The 23,025-nt window shown below is 74.0% G+C and carries 21 protein-coding genes and 7 tRNA genes; 11 read left to right on the plus strand and 17 right to left on the minus strand.

Translation table 11 applies throughout. From position 1 onward, the window contains the following. Nucleotides 1-138: 138 nt before the first annotated feature. Together ACZ4XX_RS20380 and ACZ4XX_RS20385 are read right to left on the minus strand one after the other, a co-directional pair. A complete protein-coding gene (locus tag ACZ4XX_RS20380) occupies nt 139-1,458 on the minus strand; it encodes a hypothetical protein (RefSeq protein ID WP_468509259.1) in 1,320 nt (439 codons plus the stop codon). Then, nucleotides 1,458-2,024: a DUF4365 domain-containing protein gene (locus ACZ4XX_RS20385; RefSeq protein ID WP_468509260.1), complete on the minus strand. Its 567-nt coding sequence runs from the start codon at nt 2,022-2,024 to the stop codon at nt 1,458-1,460. Before ACZ4XX_RS20385 ends, ACZ4XX_RS20380 begins: the two co-directional genes overlap by 1 nt. A 121-nt stretch (nt 2,025-2,145) precedes the next feature. On the opposite strand from ACZ4XX_RS20385, the gene ACZ4XX_RS20390 reads away from it, so the two are divergent. After that, complete coding sequence (locus ACZ4XX_RS20390; protein ID WP_468509261.1) at nt 2,146-2,874, plus strand: exonuclease domain-containing protein; 729 nt, start codon at nt 2,146-2,148, stop codon at nt 2,872-2,874. Nucleotides 2,875-2,941: 67 nt separating this feature from the next. On the opposite strand, the gene ACZ4XX_RS20395 is transcribed toward ACZ4XX_RS20390, so the two are convergent. Further along, nucleotides 2,942-3,013: transfer RNA gene (locus ACZ4XX_RS20395), tRNA-Val, on the minus strand. A gap of 39 nt (nt 3,014-3,052) precedes the next feature. Beyond that, the gene (locus tag ACZ4XX_RS20400) at nt 3,053-3,499 is read right to left on the minus strand and encodes an SRPBCC family protein (protein ID WP_468509262.1); all 447 of its coding nucleotides are present in this window, start codon (nt 3,497-3,499) and stop codon (nt 3,053-3,055) included. A 93-nt stretch (nt 3,500-3,592) separates the two neighbouring features. Between ACZ4XX_RS20400 and ACZ4XX_RS20405 the strand changes: the two genes are divergently transcribed. Next, nucleotides 3,593-6,136 carry an SCO7613 C-terminal domain-containing membrane protein gene (locus ACZ4XX_RS20405; protein ID WP_468509263.1) on the plus strand — a complete coding sequence of 848 codons (2,544 nt, stop codon included), beginning with the start codon at nt 3,593-3,595 and terminating at the stop codon, nt 6,134-6,136. A gap of 58 nt (nt 6,137-6,194) precedes the next feature. Here ACZ4XX_RS20405 and ACZ4XX_RS20410 read toward each other — a convergent pair. After that, nucleotides 6,195-6,269: transfer RNA gene (locus ACZ4XX_RS20410), tRNA-Val, on the minus strand. A 54-nt stretch (nt 6,270-6,323) separates the two neighbouring features. Then, a complete protein-coding gene (locus tag ACZ4XX_RS20415; protein WP_073914771.1) occupies nt 6,324-6,746 on the minus strand; it encodes a TIGR02611 family protein in 423 nt (140 codons plus the stop codon). A gap of 190 nt (nt 6,747-6,936) precedes the next feature. Between ACZ4XX_RS20415 and ACZ4XX_RS20420 the strand changes: the two genes are divergently transcribed. Continuing rightward, a complete protein-coding gene (locus tag ACZ4XX_RS20420) occupies nt 6,937-7,350 on the plus strand; it encodes an SsgA family sporulation/cell division regulator (protein WP_015032345.1) in 414 nt (137 codons plus the stop codon). A 191-nt stretch (nt 7,351-7,541) separates the two neighbouring features. Next, nucleotides 7,542-8,099, plus strand: coding sequence for a CGNR zinc finger domain-containing protein (locus tag ACZ4XX_RS20425; protein WP_468509264.1), 558 nt, complete (start codon nt 7,542-7,544; stop codon nt 8,097-8,099). A gap of 65 nt (nt 8,100-8,164) precedes the next feature. Here the strand turns inward: ACZ4XX_RS20425 and ACZ4XX_RS20430 are convergent, their stop codons facing one another. Beyond that, nucleotides 8,165-8,329: a hypothetical protein gene (locus ACZ4XX_RS20430; protein ID WP_167346850.1), complete on the minus strand. Its 165-nt coding sequence runs from the start codon at nt 8,327-8,329 to the stop codon at nt 8,165-8,167. A 122-nt stretch (nt 8,330-8,451) separates the two neighbouring features. Then, nucleotides 8,452-8,901 (minus strand): hypothetical protein, encoded by a 450-nt coding sequence (locus tag ACZ4XX_RS20435; protein ID WP_468509265.1) that lies wholly within the window; start codon nt 8,899-8,901, stop codon nt 8,452-8,454. A gap of 136 nt (nt 8,902-9,037) precedes the next feature. Here ACZ4XX_RS20435 and ACZ4XX_RS20440 point away from each other — a divergent pair, with 136 nt between their 5' ends. Further along, a complete protein-coding gene (locus ACZ4XX_RS20440; RefSeq protein WP_468509266.1) occupies nt 9,038-9,553 on the plus strand; it encodes a DsbA family protein in 516 nt (171 codons plus the stop codon). Between the two features lie 35 nt (nt 9,554-9,588). On the opposite strand, the gene ACZ4XX_RS20445 is transcribed toward ACZ4XX_RS20440, so the two are convergent. Genes ACZ4XX_RS20445 through ACZ4XX_RS20455 form a run of 3 tightly spaced genes read right to left on the minus strand, consistent with a single transcriptional unit; the run spans nt 9,589 to nt 12,378 of the window. Beyond that, nucleotides 9,589-10,428, minus strand: a complete 840-nt coding sequence (locus ACZ4XX_RS20445; RefSeq protein WP_468509267.1) for a GNAT family N-acetyltransferase — start codon at nt 10,426-10,428, stop codon at nt 9,589-9,591. Nucleotides 10,429-10,483: 55 nt separating this feature from the next. Further along, nucleotides 10,484-11,314 carry an aminotransferase class IV gene (locus ACZ4XX_RS20450; RefSeq protein ID WP_468509268.1) on the minus strand — a complete coding sequence of 277 codons (831 nt, stop codon included), beginning with the start codon at nt 11,312-11,314 and terminating at the stop codon, nt 10,484-10,486. After that, entirely contained in the window at nt 11,311-12,378 is a 1,068-nt protein-coding gene (locus tag ACZ4XX_RS20455) for a chorismate-binding protein (RefSeq protein WP_468509269.1), read from the minus strand. The genes ACZ4XX_RS20450 and ACZ4XX_RS20455 overlap by 4 nt, the downstream gene beginning before the upstream one ends. A 232-nt stretch (nt 12,379-12,610) precedes the next feature. On the opposite strand from ACZ4XX_RS20455, the gene ACZ4XX_RS20460 reads away from it, so the two are divergent. From ACZ4XX_RS20460 to ACZ4XX_RS20480, 5 genes are all read left to right on the plus strand, one after another. Then, nucleotides 12,611-12,683 (plus strand) — tRNA-Gly (locus ACZ4XX_RS20460). Between the two features lie 39 nt (nt 12,684-12,722). After that, a tRNA-Cys gene (locus ACZ4XX_RS20465) sits at nt 12,723-12,796 on the plus strand. Nucleotide 12,797: 1 nt separating this feature from the next. After that, nucleotides 12,798-12,869 (plus strand) — tRNA-Val (locus ACZ4XX_RS20470). 39 nt (nt 12,870-12,908) lie between these two features. After that, nucleotides 12,909-12,980, plus strand: a tRNA-Val gene (locus ACZ4XX_RS20475). A gap of 41 nt (nt 12,981-13,021) precedes the next feature. Further along, nucleotides 13,022-13,096, plus strand: a tRNA-Val gene (locus ACZ4XX_RS20480). 92 nt (nt 13,097-13,188) lie between these two features. Here the strand turns inward: ACZ4XX_RS20480 and ACZ4XX_RS20485 are convergent. The 3 genes from ACZ4XX_RS20485 to ACZ4XX_RS20495 form a co-directional block, all read right to left on the minus strand. Further along, a complete protein-coding gene (locus tag ACZ4XX_RS20485) occupies nt 13,189-13,479 on the minus strand; it encodes a TFIIB-type zinc ribbon-containing protein (protein ID WP_187622671.1) in 291 nt (96 codons plus the stop codon). Between the two features lie 45 nt (nt 13,480-13,524). Continuing rightward, the gene (locus tag ACZ4XX_RS20490; RefSeq protein WP_468509270.1) at nt 13,525-14,565 is read right to left on the minus strand and encodes an aminoglycoside phosphotransferase family protein; all 1,041 of its coding nucleotides are present in this window, start codon (nt 14,563-14,565) and stop codon (nt 13,525-13,527) included. A 172-nt stretch (nt 14,566-14,737) separates the two neighbouring features. Next, nucleotides 14,738-14,905 carry a hypothetical protein gene (locus tag ACZ4XX_RS20495; RefSeq protein WP_468509271.1) on the minus strand — a complete coding sequence of 56 codons (168 nt, stop codon included), beginning with the start codon at nt 14,903-14,905 and terminating at the stop codon, nt 14,738-14,740. A 512-nt stretch (nt 14,906-15,417) separates the two neighbouring features. Here ACZ4XX_RS20495 and ACZ4XX_RS20500 point away from each other — a divergent pair. Next, nucleotides 15,418-16,650, plus strand: a complete 1,233-nt coding sequence (locus ACZ4XX_RS20500) for a serine/threonine-protein kinase (protein ID WP_468509272.1) — start codon at nt 15,418-15,420, stop codon at nt 16,648-16,650. A gap of 65 nt (nt 16,651-16,715) precedes the next feature. Here ACZ4XX_RS20500 and ACZ4XX_RS20505 read toward each other — a convergent pair whose 3' ends face one another. The 3 genes from ACZ4XX_RS20505 to cobT all read right to left on the minus strand — a co-directional run bounded on the left by ACZ4XX_RS20505 (nt 16,716) and on the right by cobT (nt 22,759). After that, complete coding sequence (locus tag ACZ4XX_RS20505) at nt 16,716-17,534, minus strand: TrmH family RNA methyltransferase (protein WP_468509273.1); 819 nt, start codon at nt 17,532-17,534, stop codon at nt 16,716-16,718. A 73-nt stretch (nt 17,535-17,607) separates the two neighbouring features. After that, nucleotides 17,608-18,870, minus strand: coding sequence for a uroporphyrinogen-III C-methyltransferase (cobA, locus tag ACZ4XX_RS20510; protein WP_468509274.1), 1,263 nt, complete (start codon nt 18,868-18,870; stop codon nt 17,608-17,610). A 352-nt stretch (nt 18,871-19,222) separates the two neighbouring features. Next, nucleotides 19,223-22,759: a nicotinate-nucleotide--dimethylbenzimidazole phosphoribosyltransferase gene (gene cobT, locus ACZ4XX_RS20515; protein ID WP_468509275.1), complete on the minus strand. Its 3,537-nt coding sequence runs from the start codon at nt 22,757-22,759 to the stop codon at nt 19,223-19,225. Between the last annotated feature and the right edge of the window lie 266 nt (nt 22,760-23,025).

Raw genomic sequence — 23,025 nt, forward strand, 5'->3', positions numbered from 1 at the left:
GTACATAGGGGCGCAAGCAGACACGAGGTGCCGGCGCCGGCGGTGCGCGACAGGTACGAGGTGCCGCGCACGGCCGATCCTACCGAGGCGACCGGTCCGCCCGCGAAACGGTTTCCCGCCCGCCGCGCCCCCGCCGGCCTACCCCTCGTCCGGCCCGCACGCCTCCTCGAAGAAGTCGAGATTCTCCTGGAGCGCCTTCATCAGCCGGTCCCGTTCCGTCTCGTCGACCTGCACGGGGACGACCCCGGAGGCGTCCGTGAGGCGGCGGAAGCCGCCCCGGCTCTCCAGCCGTCCCACCACCCGGATCGGCAGCCCGACGAGGTGGGCGTGCCCGGCGGTGCGGTACGCCTCCTCGTCCAGGCGGACACGGACGTGCGGGACCTCCGCCCCGCCGAGCACCCGGAGCCGTACGGTGCCCTCTCCGCGCGGCCCGGAGCGGCGCATGCGGACCACCGCGCCGGTCAGCCGGACCGGTACGGAGGGCTCGTCGGTCAGGTAGCGGGCGCTCGCCTCGCGCAGCGCGGGCAGGTCGCCGGGCGAGAACTCGACCGGTTCGGGCCGGGCCGCGCAGCCTTCGGGCGCCCCGGCGGAGGGGGCCCATTCCAGGGCGATCCTGGCTCCCTCGGTGCCCCGCACCAGCGCCACGAGCGCCTCGGTGAGCTCGCGGCTGACGCCCGCCTCGACGGCCGTGTCGAAGGCCTCCATTCCGCCGGTGGCCCGCTGGTAGTCGGTGGCCTCGCGGGCCGCGTGGAGGGCGTGGTAGAGCCGGACGGCGATGGGGCGGCCCGGTGCGACGGGCAGGAACGCGGTGAGTCCGCGCCCGCCGGGCGCCGCGCCGACGACGACGGTCTCCAGGGAGGCCTGGGCGGGGCGCCGGTGCCGGGCCCCGTAGTAGCCGGCGCGGCCGCGCACGGCGAGGGCGCCGGCGAGCAGGAGTTGGCGGGCGGCGGACCTGAGCTGTTCCTGCACGGTCCAGGGGACGGTGCCGGCCGGGCCCGGGGGCACGTCGCGCCACCAGCGGATCTCGTCGCTGGGCACGGCGAGGCCGGTGAGGACCTCGCGGGCGGAGGGCGTGGCGCTGCGGGCGAGGGCGGTGAGCGCCTCGCCGAGCAGGTCCTCGCAGTCCGGGAAGGCGCGACTCTCCGGCACGAGCAGGCTGGTGCCGGTACCGCTGCCGGGCGGGGTCCAGCGGCTGTAGCGCCCGGCCGCCCCGCCCCGCCGCCGCCATCCGTGGCGGGCGAGCAGGGCGCCGAGGACACGGGGGTCGACCCTGCCGGGGTCGGGTGTGCCCTGACTGTCGGCCCAGGGGCCGGTGGGCGGGCCGGGGACCCCGGTCCAGGGCCCGGGGGTGTCCCCGGGCGCCGGATGGGGACGGTAGGGCGGAGGAACGGAGACGGGGCCGTGTCCGGCCCCGTTCCCCTCGTCCCCGAACCTCGGTTCGTCGATCGGTCGGTGCATCAAGGTCTCCCTCCCACGCCGACCCGGGTCATGATCTCGCAGAGCGCCCGGTCGTCGAAGATCCGTGCCGTCGGTACGCGCACGGTGGTCCGGCGCCGTCCCGTGACCGGGTGTCCGGCCAGGTTGATCCAGTAGCAGCAGTGCCGCAGGTCGAGCCGGTCGTGGCTCGCTCTCAGCCAGTCCTCCTGTGACCTCGGGACGAGCATCACGACGAGGATCTTGTGCACGGACACCGGGGTCCTGGCGAGCTTCACCAGGTGGTCGTTGTCGAGGGTGAACGAGAAGGTCTTCCCGGGCGGGCGTGCCGGTATCTGGTAGGTGCACTTGAGCTGCACCTTGATGGTCACCTCGTCGTCGACCGTGTGGCCGGGCGAGCCGTGGCTCACGTGCCAGTCGATGCCGTTGTCCGGAAAGGGCTGGGACAGCGAGCAGCCGGCCGCGGCGGCGACGGCGTGCAGGTATCCCACCTGGAGGGTCTCCATGCAGGCGGTGGTGGCGAGTGAGCCGCGCGTCGGTGCCAGCCGCTGGGGCGGCAGCCCTCCCGACTCGGGCTGGGCGAGCGCCATGTCTGTTTCCTTCCCCGTCCCTTCTGTTGTGACCGGTCCGCGTACGGCGCAAACAGTCCGGGTATCACCGTTTCGGGGCAGGGGGTTGGCCATCTGCCGCACGTGTGCAGGGAGTTCAGGGATGACGATGCACTGGTACGAAGGGCCCCTGGCCGCTTTCGACACGGAGACCACAGGAGTCGACGTCGAGGGCGACCGGATCGTGTCCGCCGCCCTCGTCGTACAGGACACGGTGGGAGCGCGGCCGCGGGTGACGCGGTGGCTGGTCAATCCGGGCATACCGGTGCCCGAAGGGGCCACCGCCGTGCACGGACTGACGGACGATCACCTCCAGCGGAACGGCCGGTGGCCGTCTCCGGTCATGGAGGAGCTGGCGCGCGCGCTGGCGGAGCAGAGTGCGGCGGGGCGTCCGCTGGTGGTGATGAACGCGCCGTTCGATCTGACGATCCTCGACCGCGAGCTGCGCAGGCACCGGGCGTCCACGCTCGGCGACTATCTGGGGGGCAACCCGCTGTGCGTCCTCGACCCGCGGGTCCTGGACAAGCACCTGGACCGCTACCGGAAGGGCCGACGGACGCTCACGGACCTGTGCGCGCACTACGAGGTCGAGCTGGCGGGGGCGCACGACGCGGCGGCGGACGCGACGGCGGCGCTCGATGTCGTACGGGCGGTGGCGCGGCGCTTCTCGTCGCGGCTGGAGCGCCTGACGCCGGCGGAGCTGCACACGCTGCAGGCGGTGTGGCACGCGGCGCAGGCGCGGGGTCTCCAGGCGTGGTTCACGCGGCAGGGGACGCCGGAGACGGTGGACCCGTCGTGGCCGCTGCGACCGGAACTCGGGACGGCGGCCTGAACCGGGCCCGGCGGCCCGGCACATGACAGAGGCCGGTCCGTCTTTCGACGGACCGGCCTCTACCCGGTGGGCGATACTGGGATCGAACCAGTGACCCCTTCGGTGTGAACGAAGTGCTCTCCCGCTGAGCTAATCGCCCGGGAACGGGTTGAACCATACAGGCCTTCAAGCCCTTCGTTCAAACCGCTCGCAGGTGGGCCGAGATCCCCCGCCTCCCGCCCCGCATCATCAGGGCGTGGTTGGCGCGGAAGACGGGCCGGCCCGGGACGGCGAGGACGCGCAGCAGACGGGCCCGGACCTCGACCTCCTGCTCGTACAGGGCGTGGGTGCCGGTGCCTTCCGGGGTGAGGGTCCAGCGCGCCCAGCCCTCCAGGTCGCCGTCGAGTCCGACCTCCAGGACCCGGGCCACGGGGTCGCGGTGCAGGGCGCGGGTGGTGACGACGATGTCGTACGGGAGCAGGGAGCGGAACCGGGCGTTGCCGGTGGTGTCGTCGACGGCGACGACCTCGCGGACCTGGGGCCACCAGCGCGGGTACTCCTCGGCGCGCTCCAGGACGGCGTAGACGGCGTCGGGTGGGGCGGCCAGCCGCCAGACGCTGCGGAAGCGGTACCGGCACCAGTCCATGCCCCCAGTGTGGACGTACTCAGACCCGCGGGAGCCGGAAGATGAGTATCCGGACGCATTCCCGCCCGGTGTGGCGGGGGCCACACTCCGGGCATGGACAACTCCTTGCCACCCGCGGACGAGCTCGTGCTCGTCGACCGCGAGCTGGCGCGACTCGACGCACACCGGTCCCAGTTGCTGGCCCGCCGGGCCTGGCTGCTCCGGGTGCTGTACGCACCCACGGCGCCGACGGCGCCCGGCCCGTACCCGTCGGCCCCCGGCGCGCGTGCGTCGGCGCCCGGCCCGCGCCCGCCGGTGGCGGACTCGACGCCGCGGAGCGCGCAGAACGTGCTGCTGACGCTCGGCGGCACGCTGCTGACGATCGCGGCGATCGCGTTCACGCTGGTGAGCTGGGGGTCGATGGGGATCGGCGGCCGTTCGGTCGTCCTGTTCGTCGTCACCTCGGCCGCGCTGGCGGCGCCGGTGGCCCTGCTGCGCCGGAGCCTGGTGTCGACGGCCGAGTCGGTGGCGGCGCTGGGCCTGGTCCTGATGGTGCTCGACGCGTACGCGCTGCACCGGGTGGCACTGCCGGGGGCGGACGGCCTCGGGTACACGGCGGTGGCCGCCGCGGTCCTCGCGGGCGGATGGACGGCGTACGGCTCGGCCCTGTCCCGGCTGCGGATCCCGCTGCCGGTGGCGGTGGTCGCGGGGCAGTTGCCGCTGCCGCTCGGCGTGCTGGCCGCCGGCGGCGGCCCGACGGCCTTCGCGTGGGCGGCGCTCGTCACGGCCGCGGCCGACGGCGCGGTGATCGTGTGGACCCGCCCGGCGGCGGTCCGGATCACAGCGGCCGTGGGTGCGACGACCCTGGGCGGCTGGGCTCTTCTGACGGGTGGCTGGCTCTCCCTCACCTCGCCGTGGAGCGGCGCGCCGCTGCTCCTGGCGGCCGCCGCCCTGACCCTGTACGCGGCCCGGCGCCTGCCCTCCCTCGCGGTGGCGGCCTCGGCCGTCGCCGGGCTTGCGGCGGTCGCGGCGGCGGGCGGCCTGCTCCGCCCGGCCGTCCCGACGGACTGGACCGTGCCGGTGTACGTCCTGTGCGGGCTGGCCCTGGCCTCCGTCCGGCGCCTGAGCCCGGCCGAGGCCGGGGACGGAACGACCGAGGAGGCCGGGTGGCGGCTGCTGCCGGGCGGTGTCCGGGCCGGGCTCGCCGGCGCGGGTGCCGGAGTCGCGGCGCTCGGGGTCGTCTGGGCGCTGCCGCCGGTGGCGGTCGGGATCCTCGGGCCCATGGCCCGGACGACGGAGGTGTGGTCCGGCGAGCACGCCGGACGGGCGCTGACCTCGTACCCGGGGACGGCCGTCCTCGTCCTGGCGGTGGCCGCCGCCGTCCTCGCGGCCGTCCCCCGGCCGTGGGCCCGCTGCGGCGCCCTCACCCTGGTCTGGGCGCTGCTCACGGCACTGCCCGTCTCCCTCGGCCTGCCGTACGCGGCGACGCTCGCCCTCCAGCTCCTGACGACCGCGGCGGCGCTCGCGTGCGCCGTCCGTCCGGGCCCGCTGACGCGTGGCCTGCGCCGCCCGGAACCGGCCGTGGGCCCCGGCGTGCCGGGGTCGGAGCCGCCCGCAGCCGCCCCGGCCGCTGCGGGTGCTCCCTGGGGCGCCTGGGCGCCTTCCCGGCCCCGCCCGCAGGCTCCCGCGACGGAGCCCGGCATCGTCCTGGGGTGGATCGCGTACGCCGGTGGGCTGGTGTCCGCAGTGAGCGCGCTCGCACTCGCCCTGGACGTGCGGGCCGCGACGTTCGCGGCGCTCGGGACGCTGCTCGCGCTCCTCGCGGGCGTGGCGGCGCTCGGGACGGGCGCGCGCCGGGTGGTCGCCGCCTGCGCCGCGGTGCTCACCGCGACCGGGCTCGTGGTCGCGGTGGCCGCCGCCGGCGGGTTCGAGGACCACTGGACGGCGCTCGCCCTGCTGCTCGTCCCGGCGGCGACGGCCGCCGTCGGCGCCAAGGCCCGCCCGGTGGCACTGCCGGTCGAGATCACCGGGGCGGTCGTGGCTCTCCCGGCGTTCGCGCTCGCCGCGTCCAGGCCCGCGTTCCTCGCGCTCGCCCTGGCCCTCGGCGGGGTGATCGCGGCGGCGACGGCCGTGCGCCCCGAGCGGCGACGGTTCGCCTCGTGGACGGCGGCGGCGCTCTTCCTGGCGGCCGCCTGGGTGCGGCTCGCGGCCTGGGAGGTGACGGTCCCGGAGGCGTACACCTTGCCGGTGACCGTGCCCGCACTCGTCGTCGGCCTCCTGCGGCGGCGCCGGGACCGCGAGACCTCGTCGTGGACGGCGTACGGCCCGGGTCTCGCGGCGACGCTGCTGCCGAGCCTCGTCGCGGCCTGGACGGACCCGGAGTGGCCGCGGCCGCTGGCCCTGGGGGTCGCCGCCCTGGTCGTGACCCTGCTCGGCGCCCGGTTCCGGCTGCAGGCGCTGCTCGTCCTCGGCGGCTCGGTCCTCGCCCTGGACGGGCTGCACGAGCTGGCGCCGTACGTGGTGCAGGTGGTGGGCGCGCTGCCGCGCTGGCTGCCGCCGGCCCTCGCCGGGCTCCTGCTGCTCGCGGTGGGCGCCACGTACGAGCAGCGGCTGCGGGACGCCCGGCGGCTCAGGGACCGGGTCGCGCGGATGCGGTGAGCGGAGGAGGTACACCGAAGGCCCGAGACGATCTTCCGTCTCGGGCCTTCGGACCGGGTGGTGGGCGATACTGGGTTCGAACCAGTGACCCCTTCGGTGTGAACGAAGTGCTCTCCCACTGAGCTAATCGCCCCGGTGCACCGCAAACATTACCGCATGTCAGCGGGGCTCCCGCACCATCCCGAGGTCACTCGTCGATCTTCCACGGCATGACGAAGCCGAACTTCCACAGGTAGACGCCGAGCAGGGCGGCGATGATCACCAGGCCGACGGTGGTGAGGATGATGTTCCTGCGGCGGACCTTGGGGTCGAGTGCGCGCTGTGCGGCCTCCGTCACCTTGCGCTTGGTCCAGCGGAGCACCAGCTGCGCCCAGACGAACTCGGTCGCCCAGATCGCCATGCCGCCGAAGATGACCAGCCAGCCGGGGCCCGGGAGCGGCAGCATGACCACTCCGGCGCCGACCACGGCGAGTCCCACGATGAAGACGCCGACCTGCCAGCTCAGATGGAGGCCTCGTCGGGACTTGATGAACTCCGGTGCGCGGGATCCCAGTTCGGCTTCCTGGCCGTCTGCGGACTCCCCGGTGCGCTCGTCACTCTCCGCATTCATGGTCTCCAACTTACCGGACGCGGAGCCCTCACCGGAATGGAGGTATTACCGCAGGTCACACACCCCCGAACGAGCTACCTGAACGATCACAAAACCGACAGAGGGGTTTACAACGGCACCGCAGGTGGCATGTCGATTTCGCCGACGTGCGAATCCCCGAGCGCACACTGAGCGAAAGGCCCTGGCGCTTATGAACACCACGGTCAGCTGCGAGCTGCACCTGCGCCTCGTTGTGTCGAGCGAGTCCTCACTGCCTGTACCCGCGGGCCTGCGGTATGACACGGCCGATCCCTATGCCGTGCACGCCACCTTCCACACCGGAGCCGAGGAGACGGTCGAGTGGGTCTTCGCCCGCGACCTTCTCGCCGAGGGGCTGCACCGGCCCACCGGCACGGGCGACGTCCGCGTCTGGCCGTCCCGGAGTCACGGTCAGGGAGTCGTCTGCATCGCGTTGAGCTCCCCCGAGGGAGAAGCCCTGCTCGAGGCCCCTGCGAGGGCCCTGGAGTCGTTCCTGAAGAGGACCGACGCCGCCGTGCCACCGGGCACCGAGCACCGGCACTTCGATCTCGATACGGAGCTCTCCCACATCCTGGCCGACAGCTGAGCCAGGCCGAGAGCCGCACGGCGCCGTCCGACTCGGGGCGACGGCGTCGCGCGAGCAGCCACATAGGCACGACACCGGCGCTCCCCACCGCGCAGCCGGCGCGGTGGAGGGCGCCGTTGTCCTTTTCCCGGTCGCGCTAAAGTCAGCGCCATTCCGCGGGCGCCCGCCCGCGGCCGGCCAGGGAGCGAATCGTGCTGATCCCCCACGACACCCGGATCGCCCTCGACACAGTCGTCGATCTGATGAACACCGCGCCGCAGGGCGACCGGGCCGACGAGCTCGCGGACATCCAGGGGCTGCGGACCTTCGTGCGCGCCCACAAGATCAGCGACGTGCGCGACCTCGGTCCGGCCGATCTGCGGGCCGTCCGGCAGGTGCGCGAGAACTTCGCGGCCGTCTTCTCGGCCCCCGAGGCGCGGATCGCGGCCCCCCTGATCAACCAGCTGGTGGCGGGTGCGGGGACCACGCCCCAGCTCACCGACCACGACGGCTACGACTGGCACGTGCACTACTTCGCGCCCGGCGCCTCGGTGGCCGACCACCTCGCGGCCGACTGCGGCATGGCGCTGGCGTTCATCGTGGTGGCGGGCGAGCAGGAGCGGCTGCGGCGCTGCGAGGCGCCGGACTGCGGCCGGGCCTTCGTCGACCTCTCACGCAACCGCTCGCGCCGCTACTGCGACAGCCGCACCTGCGGCAACCGACTGCACGTGGCCGCGTACCGGGCGCGCCGCAAGGAGGCCGCGGGCTGAGGCCCCGGCCGGCCCCTCGGCCGGGGCCCGGGTCGGAATCGGGGTCGGAATCGGGGTCGGGGTCGTCACAGGACGAAGAGATCGTGCACGGCGGCCATGAGCAGCAGACAGCCGATCACCCCGAGAAAGATCATCAGCGGGGGCTGGGAGAGCGCGAACAGACAGCCGCGCGGCTCTTCGGCAGGGGCATCGGGGGCGGCGGGGACGGTCTCCCGCGAGGTATCCAGCATCTCGGGGGGATGATCGCGCACGCGGGGCCCCGGAAATCCCGCAACACGCCCCACCGCAAAGGCTGTTCACCCCTTCCCGTGGATCACCGGACGATCACGGGAACGGGAACGGCCAGAAGCGGTCAGATTCCGTGCTTCTTCAGAATCGCCTCGATGTCGCTGAAGTCCTCTCCGGCCGGCGTGCCGGTCCGGGGCTTCGCCGTCACGGCCCGCGAGGGCGACGACGCGGCCGGGGCCACGGCGCTCGGCTCCGCCCCGCCGGTGGTCTCCTTGCGGCCGCCCCGGCGCCGCTCCACGGCCCGGGTGGACATGAAGAGCAGCCAGGCGGCACCCAGGACACCGAAGCCGGCCCAGGCGACCGGGCTGAACGCCGTGTCCACGAGCCATTCGACGGCGCCCGTCATCACCAGACCGAGCGGCACCAGGGAGTAGGCCGCGATCCGGGCCGCGGACAGGAATCGCTTCCGGTACGCCGTGATCGCGGCGATGCCCAGGCCCGCCGCGGACACCGCGGAGCAAATGGTCTCGGCGAGCATGCGGTCCTCCAGGTCCGGGTGATACGTCCCTTCCATCCTGCACCGGCGAGGCCCTCCGCGGCCATGTCCCGGGCCCGGTCTCAGGGAGATCTCCGGGTCACCCCACCCTGATCTCCTCCCCAGGTCCCGGTCGGGAGACACCCGCTCCTCCCTGGTGAGGGAGACTGCTGTCATGAGTGACTCCACCACCGCACCCGCCTCCCCCGTCGTCCTCGAGGCGTGGTTCGACCTCCAGTGCCCCGACTGCTTCCAGGCCCTCGACGACGTCCGCGCGCTCCGCGAGAAGTACGGCGACCGGATCGACGTACAGCTGCGGCACTTCCCGCTCGCGAAGCACAAGCACGCGTACGCCGCCGCGCAGGCCGCCGAGGAGGCCTTCGAGCAGGGCAAGGGCTGGCCGTACGCGGAGGCCCTGCTCGCCAGGACCGCGGAGCTGGGCGAGCGGGGCGAGCCGGTGCTCATGGAGGTCGCCACCGAACTCGGCCTGGACGCCGAGGAGTTCGACACGGCGCTGATCGACGGCCGGCACCTCCTGACCGTCGACGCGGACGAGGCCGAGGGCAAGGCGATCAAGGTCACCGGCACACCGACCTATGTCGTCGACGGCGAGCGGCTGGACGGCGGTCAGAGCCAGGACGGCCTGCGCGAGCGGATCGAGGAGATCACCGACCGCCTCCTGAAGGGCTGAGGGCCCGAGCAAGGACCGCGCCCTCCCGCCCTCGCCTACAGCAGCTCCTTCGCGCTGTTGACGTAGGTCGTGCGGTAGCCCAGCGACTCGTACAGCCGGATCGCCGGGGTGTTGCCCGCGAAGACGTGCAGTCCGAGCAGGGTCTCCCCGGCCTCCCTCGCGACCCGCTCGGCGAGCAGCATCAACGCCCGGCCGTAGCCGTGCCCGCGGTACGCCTCCTCGACCTCGATGTCGTACACGAAGGCCGCCCGGCGACCCGGCTCCAGCTCGATGCGGCCGGTCCACAGGAAGCCGGCGGGCCGGCCGTCCCGGACGACCACGTGGATCGCGACATCGGGGGTGGCGAGGCCCTCCGGGAGGTACTTCGCGTGGCTGTTCTCGGCCTTGGCGCGGGCCTGCTCCTCGGGCACACCGCGGTCGATCCAGCTCTGCGCGAAGCCCTCCTTGGCCCGTGCCTCCCACGTCACGAACTCGGCCTCCGTCATCGGCCGCACCTCGACGCCCTCCGGCAGGGCCGGCGGCTCGGCGGACAGTTCCTTGACCATGTTCCTGCTGCGCTCGGTGTAGCCGAGCGAGCGGGCCATCCGCAGCGCGGGTCCGGCGTCGGCGGGCACGGAGATCTGGACCTCGACACAGCCCCAGCCCCGCAGCACCTCCTCCGAGGCCAGCGCCGCGACCGTGCCGCGGCCCCGCCCCCGATCCGGCTCGCGGACCCCGAGGCTGCTGATCACGCCGGAGGCGGCACCGAAGCCCGGGTCGGTGGAGAGGTGGACGGAACCGACGCGGCGGCTGTTCACACACACGTCGTAGGTGCGGGAACGGCCGCCGTCGGGCGTCTGCTGAAGCGGCTCGGCCGGCCGCAGGGTGGTGGTCATCAGTCGTGTTCTACCCACCCGGGGACCGTCCGTCATCAGGTTTTACGCGAGGCGGCTACGCGAGGCGCGGATCCCGGTCCCGCGCGGCGTGCTCGTCGAAGATCCGCATGGCCTTGGCGGTGACCGGGCCGGGCGCCGGCGACAGCTCGCGTCCGTCCACCCGGTGCACGGCCTGGACGTCGCGGAGCGTGGAGGTCAGGAAGATCTCGTCGGCGCCGTCCAGGACGTCGAGCGGCAGATCGGTCTCCTGCGCACCGGTCCACTCGACGGTGAGGGCGCGGGTGATGCCCGCGAGGCAGCCGGAGGAGACGGGCGGGGTCAGGATCCGGCCGTCGACGACGACGAAGACGTTGGAGCCGGTGCCCTCGCAGAGCTGCCCGACCGTGTTGGCGAAGAGCGCCTCGGAGGCGCCCTGCTCGCGCGCCCGGGCGAGGGCGACCACGTTCTCGGCGTACGAGGTGGTCTTGAGCCCGGTGAGGGCGCCGCGCTCGTTGCGCGTCCAGGGCACGGTGATCACCGCGGTGGAGTCGGCGCGACGAGCGGTCTCCCCCAGGCCGACGACCAGGCCGGCGCCCGCGTCACCGCGCTCCGAGCCGAGCGGCGACAGACCGGCCGTGTACGTGATGCGGAGCCGGCCGAGCTCCATCGGGTTCGCCTCGAGGACGGCGGCGCAGGCGCGGCGGACCTCGTCGAGGTCCGGGTCGGGCAGGCCGAGGCCGCGGGCGGAGCGGGTGAGGCGCTCCAGGTGGAGGGTGAGGGCGAAGGTCTCGCCGCGCACCGCCTTGACCGTCTCGAAGATGCCGTCGCCGACGGTCAGTCCGTGGTCCAGGACGGAGACCAGGGCGGTCTCCGGGTCGTGCAGCCCGCCGTTGACCCAGATTTTCATCGAGAAGTGGCCTTTCCGCTCGCCTCAAGGGCGCCTGACTCGTAGGCGCCCGACGCTATCGCGACCAGCCGGGACGCCTTCAGCTCGGTCTCCTCCCACTCGCGCTCCGGGTCGGAGCCCCAGGTGATCCCGGCGCCGGTGCCGAAGCGGAGCACGCCCTCGGGGCGGTCGATCCAGAAAGTCCTTATCCCGACGGCCAGCTCCGCGGTGCCCGCGTCGGCGTCGACCCAGCCGATGCCTCCGCAGTACGGGCCGCGGGGGGCGGTCTCCAGGGCCTCGATGATCCGCAGCGCGCTGGACTTGGGCGCGCCGGTCACGGAGCCGGGCGGGAAGGTGGCGTCGAGCAGCGCGGGCCAGCCGGCGTCCTCGCGCAGCAGACCGGTGACGGTGGAGACGAGGTGGACGAGGCCGGGGTGTTCCTCGACCGCGCAGAGGGCGGGGACGGCGACGGAGCCGGTCTCGCTGACACGTCCCAGGTCGTTGCGGACCAGGTCGACGATCATCACGTTCTCCGCGTGGTCCTTGGGGAGGAGGTCGGCGGCGGTGCGGCCGGTCCCCTTGATGGGACCCGAGGTGATCAGGGCCCCTTCCTGGCGGAGGTAGAGCTCGGGGGAGGCGGTGGCGATCTCCACGCCGTGCGCGGGCAGCCGGATCGTTCCGGCGTAGGGGGCGGGGTTGCCCCGGGCGAGGAGCGCGGTGAGGGCGTCGACGTCGGCGGCGGCCGGGTACGGCAGGGGCGCGGTCATCACCCGGCAGAGGTTCGCCTGGTAGACCTCGCCGCGCGCGATGTGCTCGCGCACGCGGCGGACGCCCGCGATGTACGCGGCGCGGTCGAGGGAGGACGTCCAGTCACCGGCCGCGGGGCCGCGCCAGCCGCCGGGGACGGGCGCGGGGACGGGGTCGGGCCGTACGTCACCGAAGCGGGCACAGGTCAGACGCCCTTCGAAGTCCGCGCAGACGGCCCAGAAGCCGGCGGAGTCCAGGGCTTCGGGGTCGTGGGTGACGTCCCGGAGGTCGGTCGCGAGGAGGCCGCCGAAGCGGGCCAGCGGAGCAAGGTCGTACACGCATCGAGTCTAGGTCCGCCGGAGGAGGGACACCGGGGCACCGGTGACGGGGGCTCCCCGCCACCTCGGGAACACGGCGAGTGAACGCAGCACGAACCCTCCGGGACGCCCTGCCGGGCAACCGGATCGGCGCGCAGGTCAGCACGCTGCGGAAACGCGTTTTTGTGCTGGCCCAGGAATCCGCTAGAGTTCAACACGTCGCCGGGACGCGCAAGCGAAACGGAAACGACAAGCGGACGTGGCTCAGTTGGTAGAGCATCACCTTGCCAAGGTGAGGGTCGCGAGTTCGAATCTCGTCGTCCGCTCGATGTGGGGGATCTTCCCGAACCCCTGTATTCACTCCTGGTGGAGTGGCCGAGAGGCGAGGCAACGGCCTGCAAAGCCGTCTACACGGGTTCAAATCCCGTCTCCACCTCCAAGCGCGATTAGCTCAGCGGGAGAGCGCTTCCCTGACACGGAAGAGGTCACTGGTTCAATCCCAGTATCGCGCACGCAGAACAACCGAAGATCCGGTCCGTACGGACCGTCCCGCGCGATTAGCTCAGCGGGAGAGCGCTTCCCTGACACGGAAGAGGTCACTGGTTCAATCCCAGTATCGCGCACGCAGTACGCAGTACCTCCGGGTACACCGTGTGCACCACCCGCGCGATTAGCTCAGCGGGAGAGCGCTTCCCTGACACGGAAGAGGTCACTGGTTCAATCCCAGTATCGCGCACCAGGAAAGAAGCCCCCGGCCGCATCTCGCGGCCGGGGGCTTCTTCGTGCCTGGGGAGGCTCGTCGTGCACCGGGAGTCCCGGTGCACACCCCGGTCAGGAGGAGAAGAGCATCCGGCCGAAGCCGCGCTGACGGTAGTGACCGCCGCCGTGGTGGCCGCCGTGGTGCGGGGCGCCCCAGGCGGGAGCGGCAGGCTGCGCGGCCGGGTAGGCCTGCGGGGCCGGCGGGGCGGGCGGAGCCTGCTGCACCCACTGGGACTCCAGGCGGGTCAGGGACTCCAGCTCGCCGTAGTCCAGGAATATCCCGCGGCAGCCGCTGCACTGCTCGATCTGGACGCCGTTGCGGTTGTACGTGTGCATGGCCGCATGACACTTGGGACACTGCATGCTCGGCTCAACTCCCTGACTTCGCCGTTCGAATGGTCCTTCACCTTACGTGGACGCCGAAGGGGCGGAGTCGGTTCGGGAGCCGGCGATACGGGCGCAGGTGTCGATCATCACGCCCTCGACCTCGTCGAGCGGCCGGCCCTCGGCCGTCGACTTGGCGACGGCCAGCGCCGCCGTCTGGACCGTCAGGGCCCTGGCGGGCACGTCGAGTCGGGCCCATGGATCCGCGCCCACGGCCGGGCCGCCCGCCGCCTGGTACGCGCCGAGGAATCGGGACCAGATCTCCGGGGGCAGGATGCCGGCCGCGAACCAGGCGGCGGGGCGGGCCAGATCCCACGCGGGGTCGCCGAGACCGGCGTCGTCCATGTCGATGAGCCGCCAGGGGGCGTGGGACGGGGCCGCCGTGCCGGGGCCCTCCACGGGCCCCGGGACGCGGACCAGTTGGCCCAGGTGGAAGTCCCCGTGGCAGAGGAGGCGGGGGCCGTCCGGTGCGACGTGGTCCGGAATCGTCCGCCAGGCGGCCCGGACGGTCGCGGCGGCCGGGTGGTCCGGTGCCGTCCGGCGCATCCGGTCCACGGCGAGGGCCGCCTTGGCAGGAGCCCTCATCCCGGGAAGCCGGGCGGCCGCCTCCGCGGGAGGCGGGGTGCGGTGGAGCCGGGCGAGGAGCGTCGCGGCCTCCTCCCAGGGGGCGGCGTCGGGATCCGCCGGGTCGACGGGCGAGCCGTACGGCCACACGCTGACCGGTCGGCCGTCGAGTTCGCCGGGCGCGGACGTCGGGAGCGGCGATGCCGGGGGGAGGGACGGTGTCGGCGGGAGCGGCGGCGTCGGCGGTATCGGCGGGAGGAAGACCTCGCGGAAGTCCGGGTGGGCGGCGAGCGCGATGCGTGCCCGGTGCGCCTCGGGGTCGGTGCCGGGGGCGTGCGCCTTCGCGACCAGTCGCCCGTGCCGTACGACCGTCCCGTCGTCCCGGTCCGCCAGCACCCCGACGAGATCGCCCGCACAGCGACAGGGCGTGCCGGGGCGGTGGGCGGCGGCGTGCGCGTACGCGGCGAGGCCGTCGAGGAGGGGCCGGTCGGGGAAGTCCACGGGGCGAGCGTACGGGGCGGGAACGCGCGAGGCGTACGGGGCGGGAACGCGCGAAGGCCGGTCAGCTCCCCAGCTGACCGGCCTCACGCTGCCGTCCGCCGCACCCCCGTCCCCACGGGGTTGATGGCCGGATGTCCCGACCCGGGCCGCTCTCCCGGGTCCGGGGCGCTGATCAGCGCCCCAGCATCACGCCCACGGACGACGCCTGTGTGACCACTGCCTCCCAGCCGCCGAAGACGACCACGAGCAGGGCCGCGAGAGGGAGGACCATGGCGGTGGCGACCAGCGGGTGACGCCGGCTCGAAGGCTGGGTGCCCGTCCGCGATGCCGTGAAAGCCATGGTTCCTCTCCTGTCGTGTCTGGCGCGGCGGGTGCTTGACCTCGGGGGACGAGTGCTGCACCCGCCGCTTGACCTCAACATTAGGGAGCCGGGAGCGCCCGCACGTCATGCCCGCGTACCGACTTGCCGGCCTCCCGGAGGATGACGCCCGGTCGTACGGCGTACTCCCCTGGGTGGAGACGGGGACGCGGAACCCGGGGTCTTCCCTGAGGGGTTCCGTGCGGGCCGGCGGCGGGGCGATCGGGGCGTGACTTCGCTCACTTCCCGGGGCCTCGCGCGAACGCCCTGGTCGGAGGGTGCCGGAAGACCCTCTCGGAGCACCCGGGGGCCGTCTTGGACGGATCGTCAACTGGGTTGATGAGGCGGGTGGTTGGGATGGCCATCGGATGCGCGCCTGCTCCCCGCTTACCCCTCAGCACTGACAATCGATCCAGGTGCGAGGGCGCGGCCTATGAGCGCGTGCGGGCGCCACTACGTAAGCTGTGCCACGTCGAACGGACGAGGGGACGGACATGGCGATGATGCGGCTCCGGCGCGAGGATCCGCGGATCGTCGGGTCGTTCCGGCTCCACCGCAGGCTGGGGGCCGGCGGGATGGGCGTCGTGTACCTGGGTTCCGACCGGCGCGGCCAGCGGGTGGCGCTCAAGGTCATCCGGCCCGACCTCGCCGAGGACCAGGAGTTCCGGTCACGGTTCGCCCGGGAGGTGTCGGCCGCCCGGCGCATCCGCGGCGGCTGCACGGCCCGGCTCGTCGCCGCCGATCTGGAGGCCGAGCGTCCCTGGTTCGCCACCCAGTACGTGCCCGGTCCCTCGCTGCACGACCGGGTCGCCGAGGAGGGCTCGCTGCGCGCCGCCGACGTGGCCTCGATCGGGGCCGCGCTCTCGGAGGGGCTCGTCGCCGTCCACGAGGCCGGGGTCGTGCACCGGGACCTCAAGCCCTCGAACATCCTGCTCTCCCCCAAGGGCCCCCGGATCATCGACTTCGGCATCGCCTGGGCCACCGGGGCCAGCACCCTCACCCATGTCGGTACGGCCGTCGGCTCCCCCGGCTTCCTCGCCCCCGAGCAGGTCCGCGGCGCGGCCGTCACCCCCGCCACCGACGTGTTCTCGCTCGGTGCCACGCTGGCGTACGCGGCGATGTCCGACTCGCCCTTCGGGCACGGCAGTTCCGAGGTCATGCTCTACCGGGTCGTGCACGAGGAGCCGCAGCTGCACGGTGTGCCGGACGCGCTCGCGCCGCTCATCCGGGCCTGCCTCGCCAAGGACCCCGAGGACCGTCCCAGCACCCTTCAGCTGTCGATGCGGCTCAAGGAGATCGCGGCGCGCGAGGCGCAGGGGCTGCCGGCCTCACGGCCGCCCGTGCAGCGGGAACGCGCCGAGGAGCGCAACACCGTACGGCCGACCGAGCGCTACACCGAGCGCGACGTGCCCGGTCGTGGGCCGGAGCGCGGTGCCGAGCGGGGCGGGGAGCGGGGCGGCGACCGGGGTACGGAGCGCGGCGTGGACCGTGGCACCGAGCGTGGTGCGGAGCGGGAACGCGGCGGGCGTGGGCCCGGTCCGTCGTCCCGGCCCTCCGCCGGGCCCCGGACCGGCGGCCGACCGGCGACCCGGCCGGGTGCGCGGTCAACGTCCACGGGCCGACGGCCCGCCAACCCGCGGCTGCTGAGGCAGCGGCTCTTCGTCTTCGTGGTGGTGACGCTGGTGGTGGCCCTGGGCATCGCCGCCGCCCAGGCCCTTCAGGGGTAGATCCCCCCAGGGGGACCCGCGGGTCTGACGGCGGCTGAGGTCCGGGGCCGGGTTTCGGGGCGCTCTCAGGACTCCGGGCGGCCCGTCGCCACCGCGTAGAAGGCCACCGCCGCCGCCGCGCCCACGTTCAGCGAGTCGACGCCGTGGGCCATCGGGATGCGGACCCACTCGTCCGCGGCCCGCAGCGCCTGCGTGGACAGGCCGTCGCCCTCCGCGCCCAGCATCAGCGCCACCCGCTCCATGCGGTGCGGGGCGGCCTCGTCGATCGACATCGCCTTCTCGGCCGGCGTCAGGGCCAGGAGCTTGAAGCCCGCCTCCCGTACCGCCTCCAGGCCCCGCGGCCATGTGTCCAGCCGGGCGTACGGCACCGAGAACACCGCACCCATCGACACCTTCACCGAGCGCCGGTACAGCGGATCCGCGCAGTCCGGCGACAGCAGCACCGCGTCCATGCCGAGCGCCGCGGCGCTGCGGAAGATCGCGCCGATGTTGGTGTGGTCGTTCACCGACTCCATCACGACCACCCGGCGGGCGCCTCCGAGCAGCTCGGCGGCGTCCGGGAGCGGCTTGCGCTGCATCGAGGCGAGGGCGCCCCGGTGCACGTGGTAGCCGGTGACGCGCTCCGCGAGGTCCGGCTGGATCGCGTACACCGGCGCGGGGACCTCGTCGATGACGTCCCGCATCGCATCGACCCACTTGGCGGAGAGCAGCATCGACCGCATCTCGTACCCCGCCTGCCGCGCCCGGCGGATGACCTTCTCGCCCTCCGCGATGAACAGGCCCTCGGCCGGTTCCCTTCTGCGGCGGAGTTCGACATCGGTGAGACCGGTGTAGTCGCGCAGGCGCGGGTCGTCGGGGTCGTCGATCGTGATGAGTTCGGCCACGAGGTGATACTGCCTTGTCCGGGGTGTGGTGCCAATGTGTGTGCGGCTGTGCTTCGCCCGCTCCTGAGCGGTCCTACTCGACCAGGCGGTCCGGGCCCTCCGTCACGACCTCGCCGATCACGATGACCGCCGGCGGGCGGACCTCCTGCGTCCGTACCGTCTCCGCCACCGTCGCCAGCGTCGCGTCCACCCGGCGCTGAGCGGCCGTCGTGCCCTCCTGGACCAGGGCGAGCGGCGTCTCCGGGGCCTTGCCGTGGGCGATGAGCGCCTCGGCGATCTTCCCGATCTTGTCCACGCCCATCAGGATCACCAGCGTGCCCGTGAGCTTCGCGAGCGACGCCCAGTCGACCAGCGAACGCGGGTCCTCCGGGGCCACGTGCCCGCTCACCACCGTGAACTCGTGCGCCACACCCCGGTGCGTCACCGGGATGCCCGCCGCGCCCGGGACCGAGATCGAGCTGGAGATGCCCGGCACCACCGTGCAGGCGATGCCCTCGACGGCGAGCGCCTGCGCCTCCTCCATGCCCCGGCCGAAGACGAACGGGTCGCCGCCCTTCAGCCGTACGACGGACCTGCCCGCCTTCGCGTGCTCGATCAGCGCGTTGTTGATGGCCTCCTGGGCCATGAACCGGCCGTACGGGATCTTCGCCGCGTCGATCACCTCGACGTGCGGGGGCAGTTCGTCCAGCAGGTCGCGCGGGCCCAGACGGTCGGCGATGACCACGTCCGCCTCGGCGAGCAGCCGGCGGCCGCGCACCGTGATCAGGTCCGGGTCGCCGGGGCCGCCGCCGACCAGCGCCACGAAGGGGGTCCGCGCGCGGTGCTGCGGGGCCGCGATCGAACCGTCCCGCAGGCCCTCGACGATCGCGTCGCGCACGGCGGCGGAGCGGCGGGGGTCGTGGCCGGTGAGCACCGCGACGGTGACGCCCTCGCTGCGCCCCGTCGCCGGGGTCCAGGCCGTGGCCGCCTCGGCGTCGTCGGAGCGCACGCACCAGGTCCTGGTGCGCTCGGCCTCCGCGGAGGCGGCGGCGTTCGAGGCCGGGTCGGTCGTGGCGACCAGGGCGTACCAGGCGTCGGCGAGGTCGCCGTCCTCGTACCGCCGCCTGGTCCAGGTGATCTCGCCGGCCTCGGCCATCGCCTCGACCGAGGGGGTCGCGGAGGGGGAGATCAGCGTGATGTCGGCGCCCGCGGCGATCAGGGCGGGCAGTCGGCGCTGGGCGACCTGGCCGCCGCCGAGGACGACTACGCGGCGGCCGGCCAGGCGCAGGCCCACGGGGTAGGCGGGGTGCGTCGTCGGCGGGGCGGTGTGCTCGACGTGCTCGGCGTGCTCGGCCATGGGTGAGCGGCTCCTCGGAGGGCGGGTGCTGGCCGCTGCTGCGGTGAAGCGGCTGGTGGGGCGGCGGGGCGCCTGGTGAACACGATATCGGTGGCGGGGCCACGTCACGCTGTGACGGATCTCCCGGGGCCGGGCCGGGTCTGCCTCGTGAGCCTTGAGGGCTGCCGGCCTTCCCTTGCAGCCCCCTGCGTGGGGACGTTTCAGGGCTTCGTTCGGGACCGCGTGATGCACGGCGCGTACCGACCGTCGCGTCGTGCGGCCTTCTTCCTACGCGCCGCAATCACGCTTCACGTCCCGAACACGGCCTCTGCGCGTCCCCCCTCCCGTCGTGGGTGGGGGACGCGCAGGGATGCTACTTCTCGGTGACGCCCGCCGAGTCGAACGTGGCCACCTCGTGCATCGCGCGGGCCGCGCTCTGCACCAGCGGGAGGGCGAGCAGGGCGCCCGTGCCCTCGCCGAGACGGAGGTCCAGGTCGACCAGGGGACGCAGGCCCAGCTTGTTCAGTGCGGCCACGTGGCCCGGCTCGGCACTGCGGTGTCCGGCGATGCACGCCGCGAGCGACTCCGGCGCGATCGCGCGGGCCACCAGGGCCGCCGCGCCGGTGGACACGCCGTCGAGGATCACCGGGGTACGCAGGGAGGCCGCGCCCAGGATCAGGCCGACGAGGGCCGCGTGCTCCAGGCCGCCGACCGCCGACAGGACGCCGATCGGGTCCGCCGGGTCCGGCTTGTGCAGGTCCAGGGCACGACGGACGACGTCCACCTTGCGGGCGTGCGTCTCGTCGTTGATGCCCGTGCCGCGGCCCGTGACCTCCGTCGGGTCGACGCCCGTGTAGACCGAGATCAGGGCGGCGGACGCGGTGGTGTTCGCGATGCCCATCTCGCCCGTGAGCAGGGCCTTGTTGCCGGCGGCGACCAGGTCCCTCGCCGTTTCGATGCCCACCTCGATCGCCGCCAGTACCTCGTCGCGGGTCATCGCGAGACCCGTGGTGAAGTCGGCGGTGCCGGGGCGGACCTTGCGGGGCAGGAGACCGGGGGTGGCCGGGAGTTCGGAGGCCACACCCACGTCGATGACGCAGACCTCCGCGCCCACCTGGTTGGCGAAGGCGTTGCAGACCGCTCCCCCGCCGAGGAAGTTGGCCACCATCTGGCCGGTGACCTCCTGCGGCCAGGGCGTCACGCCCTGGGCGTGGACGCCGTGGTCGCCCGCGAAGATCGCGACGGCCGCGGGCTCCGGGATCGGCGGCGGGCACACCCGGGAGAGTCCCGAGAGCTGCGCGGCGATGATCTCCAGCATGCCGAGCGCGCCGGCCGGCTTGGTCATCCGCTTCTGGCGCTCCCAGGCCTCGCCGAGCGCCTTCGCGTCCAGCGGGCGGATGTTCGCGATGGTCTCCTGCAGGAGGTCGTGCGGCTCCTCGCCGGGCAGGGCACGGCGGCCGTACGTCTCCTCGTGGACGACCCAGGCCAGCGGGCGGCGCTTGGACCAGCCCGCCTGCATCAGCTCGGGCTCCTCGGGGAACTCGTCGACGTAACCCACGCAGAGGTACGCGACCACTTCGAGGTGCTCGGGGAGGCCCAGGGCGCGGACCATCTCGCGCTCGTCGAAGAAGCTGACCCAGCCGACGCCGAGGCCCTCGGCGCGGGCGGCGAGCCAGAGGTTCTCGACGGCGAGCGCCGAGGAGTACGGGGCCATCTGCGGCTGCGTGTAGCGGCCCAGGGTGTGGCGGCCGCCGCGCGTCGGGTCGGCCGTCACGACGATGTTGACCGGGGTGTCGAGGATGGCCTCGATCTTCAGTTCCTTGAACTGCTTGGCCCGGGCCTTCGGCAGCGACTTGGCGTAGGCCTCGCGCTGCCGCTGGGCCAGCTCGTGCATCGTCTGCCGGGTCTCGGCGGAGCGGATGACGACGAAGTCCCAGGGCTGCGAGTGGCCGACGCTGGGCGCCGTGTGAGCGGCCTCCAGGACGCGCAGCAGCACCTCGTGCGGGATGGGGTCGGAGCGGAAGCCCTTGCGGATGTCGCGGCGCTCGCGCATCACACGGAGGACGGCCTCGCGCTCGGCGTCGTCGTAGCCGGGGGCAGGGGGCGACTCGGCCTCCTCCACGTCCTCCGCGACGGGGGCCGTGTCCTCCGCGACAGGGGTCGTCTCCTCCGTGACGGGGGCCGTCTCCGGCTGTGCCTCGGGGGCGGGCTCTTCGGCCTCCGCGGGCGCCTCGGGGGCGACCGCCTCCTCGGGGGCGACCGGCTCCTCGGCCTGCTCCTCGCCCTGCTCCTCGGCCTGCGGGGCGTCGGCGGTGGGCGCCTCGTCGGCCTCGGGCTCGGTCTCGGCCTCGGGCTGGGGGGCCGGCTCGGGCAGGGCCTCGGGGGCCTCTTCCGGGACGAAGGGGATCTCCTCGGCGACCGCCTCGACGGGGGCCTCCTCGGGGACCTGCTCCTCCGCGGGCTGCTCCTGCGCCACGGCGACCGGCTCGGCCGGGACCCCGGCGGGGGGTTCCGCGACGAGCTCCGCGACGGGCTCGGGCTGCTCCTCGGGCTGCGGCTCGGCCTCGGGGGCCTGCGCGGCCTCCGGTGCCTGCTCGGCCTCGGGTACGGCCACGGGCTCCTCGGTCGGCGCGGGTCCGGCGGCCTCGGCCGTCGGCTCGCCCTCGCGCGGGGCGGGGACGGTGACCTGGACCTCGGGCGTCTCCGCCGGGGCCTCCGGTGCGGCCTCCTCGACGGCGACCGGGGCCACGGGCTCGGACGGCTCTTCCGGCACGGGGGTCGGCTCCGGCGCCGGAACCGGGGCCAGGTGGGGGGTCGTCGGGACGTTGCCCTCGACCTGGACGAACTGGCCGCTCTGCGGGACGACCGTTTCTGCGGGGAGGTCCGCGGTCTGCGGGGCCTCGGGCTCCTGCGGCTGCGCGGCCCACGGCTCGGCGCCCTGCGGCGCGAGCTGCTGGTCCTGCGCGATCTCGAAGTACTCGGGGCCGCCGGTCGGCGGACCCGGGTTCCGTACGGGCATCGGCACGGGGCCGGTCGCCACGAGCGGCTCGGGTGCGGGGACCGGCGCGGGCTGCGGGGCCGGCGCGGCGGCGGGGCCGCGGTCGGCCAGCGAGAGCACGACGCCGCCGGCCTCGGGCATGGGCGGGCCCATGTGCAGCGGGCGGCGGGGCGCCTGCGGGGCCGGAGCCGGCGGGGGCACCCGGACTCCGCTCAGGTCGACGGAGCCGGAGTCGCGGCCGGCGGCCTCGTGCGCGCCGGTGTCGAGGATGCCGGGCTCGTAGCCGTGGTGGGTGGGTGCCTGCTCCTGCGGGGCCACCGGGACGCCGTGCGCGGGGGTGCCGGTGAGCTGGTCCACCGGGACGCCGTGGGCGGGCGTGCCCGTCGGCTGGTCCACCGGGACGCCGTGCGCGGGGGTGCCGGTGAGCTGGTCCACGGGGACACCGTGGGCCGGGGTGCCGACGAGCGGGACACCGTGTGCCGGGGTGCCCATCGGCACGCCCGGCGGCGGGGTCTGGTGCTGCGGGGCCGTGAGGACGTCGGCAAGGGCGACGGAGTCCAGCGGGGCCGTGAGCGGGTCCGGCAGCGGGTCGGTGAGCGGGTCACCGACCGCGGCGGGCGCCTCGGGGGCCGCCGGGTGCACGGCCGGCACGCCCTGGTGGGGGGCCGACTGGTGCGGGACCGCGGGGGCCACCGGCGGCGGCACGGCGACCGGGGGCGCGGGCGCGACGCCCGGCGGGTGCTCGCTCCAGGCGCCCTGGGCGCCCGGCATCAGCAGAAGGTCGTCGTCCTCGGTGGTGTGCTCGGAGGGGTCCAGGAAGGTGTACGCGCCCGGTGCGGGGATGCCCGGCTGCTCGACCATGCCTGCGTTCTCCGGCAGCCCCTCGCCCGGGACCTGGCCGGTGTCCGTCATGCGTACCCCTCGCCCATCGCTTGTGCTCCTTCAGACCTGCGCCCGTCGACAAGAACGAGCGCGCGCGCCGCGCGGCACGAAGGACACGCGGACACCCACACATTGTCGCGGCCCCGGGCCCTCGTGGCAGGGAGATTTGCCACGGTGCGCTGTGGACTGCGCCACGTCGCGCGGTCCCCCCTTGTCGCGTACCACGTCAGCGGCGCAATGCGGCCACCCATTCAGGACATTGACGAACGAAGCGCCGAACATCCGGATGCGGTACA

The sequence above is a fragment of the Streptomyces sp. NPDC029956 genome, from assembly GCF_055574655.1.

Coding starts and splice junctions, on each gene's coding strand:
- ACZ4XX_RS20380 (WP_468509259.1), bottom strand. CDS start 1,458: ATGCACCGACCGATCGACGAACCGAGGTTCGGGGACGAGGGGAACGGG.
- ACZ4XX_RS20385 (WP_468509260.1), bottom strand. CDS start 2,024: ATGGCGCTCGCCCAGCCCGAGTCGGGAGGGCTGCCGCCCCAGCGGCTG.
- ACZ4XX_RS20390 (WP_468509261.1), top strand. CDS start 2,146: ATGACGATGCACTGGTACGAAGGGCCCCTGGCCGCTTTCGACACGGAG.
- ACZ4XX_RS20400 (WP_468509262.1), bottom strand. CDS start 3,499: ATGGACTGGTGCCGGTACCGCTTCCGCAGCGTCTGGCGGCTGGCCGCC.
- ACZ4XX_RS20405 (WP_468509263.1), top strand. CDS start 3,593: ATGGACAACTCCTTGCCACCCGCGGACGAGCTCGTGCTCGTCGACCGC.
- ACZ4XX_RS20415 (WP_073914771.1), bottom strand. CDS start 6,746: ATGAATGCGGAGAGTGACGAGCGCACCGGGGAGTCCGCAGACGGCCAG.
- ACZ4XX_RS20420 (WP_015032345.1), top strand. CDS start 6,937: ATGAACACCACGGTCAGCTGCGAGCTGCACCTGCGCCTCGTTGTGTCG.
- ACZ4XX_RS20430 (WP_167346850.1), bottom strand. CDS start 8,329: ATGCTGGATACCTCGCGGGAGACCGTCCCCGCCGCCCCCGATGCCCCT.
- ACZ4XX_RS20435 (WP_468509265.1), bottom strand. CDS start 8,901: ATGGAAGGGACGTATCACCCGGACCTGGAGGACCGCATGCTCGCCGAG.
- ACZ4XX_RS20440 (WP_468509266.1), top strand. CDS start 9,038: ATGAGTGACTCCACCACCGCACCCGCCTCCCCCGTCGTCCTCGAGGCG.
- ACZ4XX_RS20445 (WP_468509267.1), bottom strand. CDS start 10,428: ATGACCACCACCCTGCGGCCGGCCGAGCCGCTTCAGCAGACGCCCGAC.
- ACZ4XX_RS20450 (WP_468509268.1), bottom strand. CDS start 11,314: ATGAAAATCTGGGTCAACGGCGGGCTGCACGACCCGGAGACCGCCCTG.
- ACZ4XX_RS20485 (WP_187622671.1), bottom strand. CDS start 13,479: ATGCAGTGTCCCAAGTGTCATGCGGCCATGCACACGTACAACCGCAAC.
- ACZ4XX_RS20495 (WP_468509271.1), bottom strand. CDS start 14,905: ATGGCTTTCACGGCATCGCGGACGGGCACCCAGCCTTCGAGCCGGCGT.
- ACZ4XX_RS20500 (WP_468509272.1), top strand. CDS start 15,418: ATGGCGATGATGCGGCTCCGGCGCGAGGATCCGCGGATCGTCGGGTCG.
- cobA (WP_468509274.1), bottom strand. CDS start 18,870: ATGGCCGAGCACGCCGAGCACGTCGAGCACACCGCCCCGCCGACGACG.
- cobT (WP_468509275.1), bottom strand. CDS start 22,759: ATGACGGACACCGGCCAGGTCCCGGGCGAGGGGCTGCCGGAGAACGCA.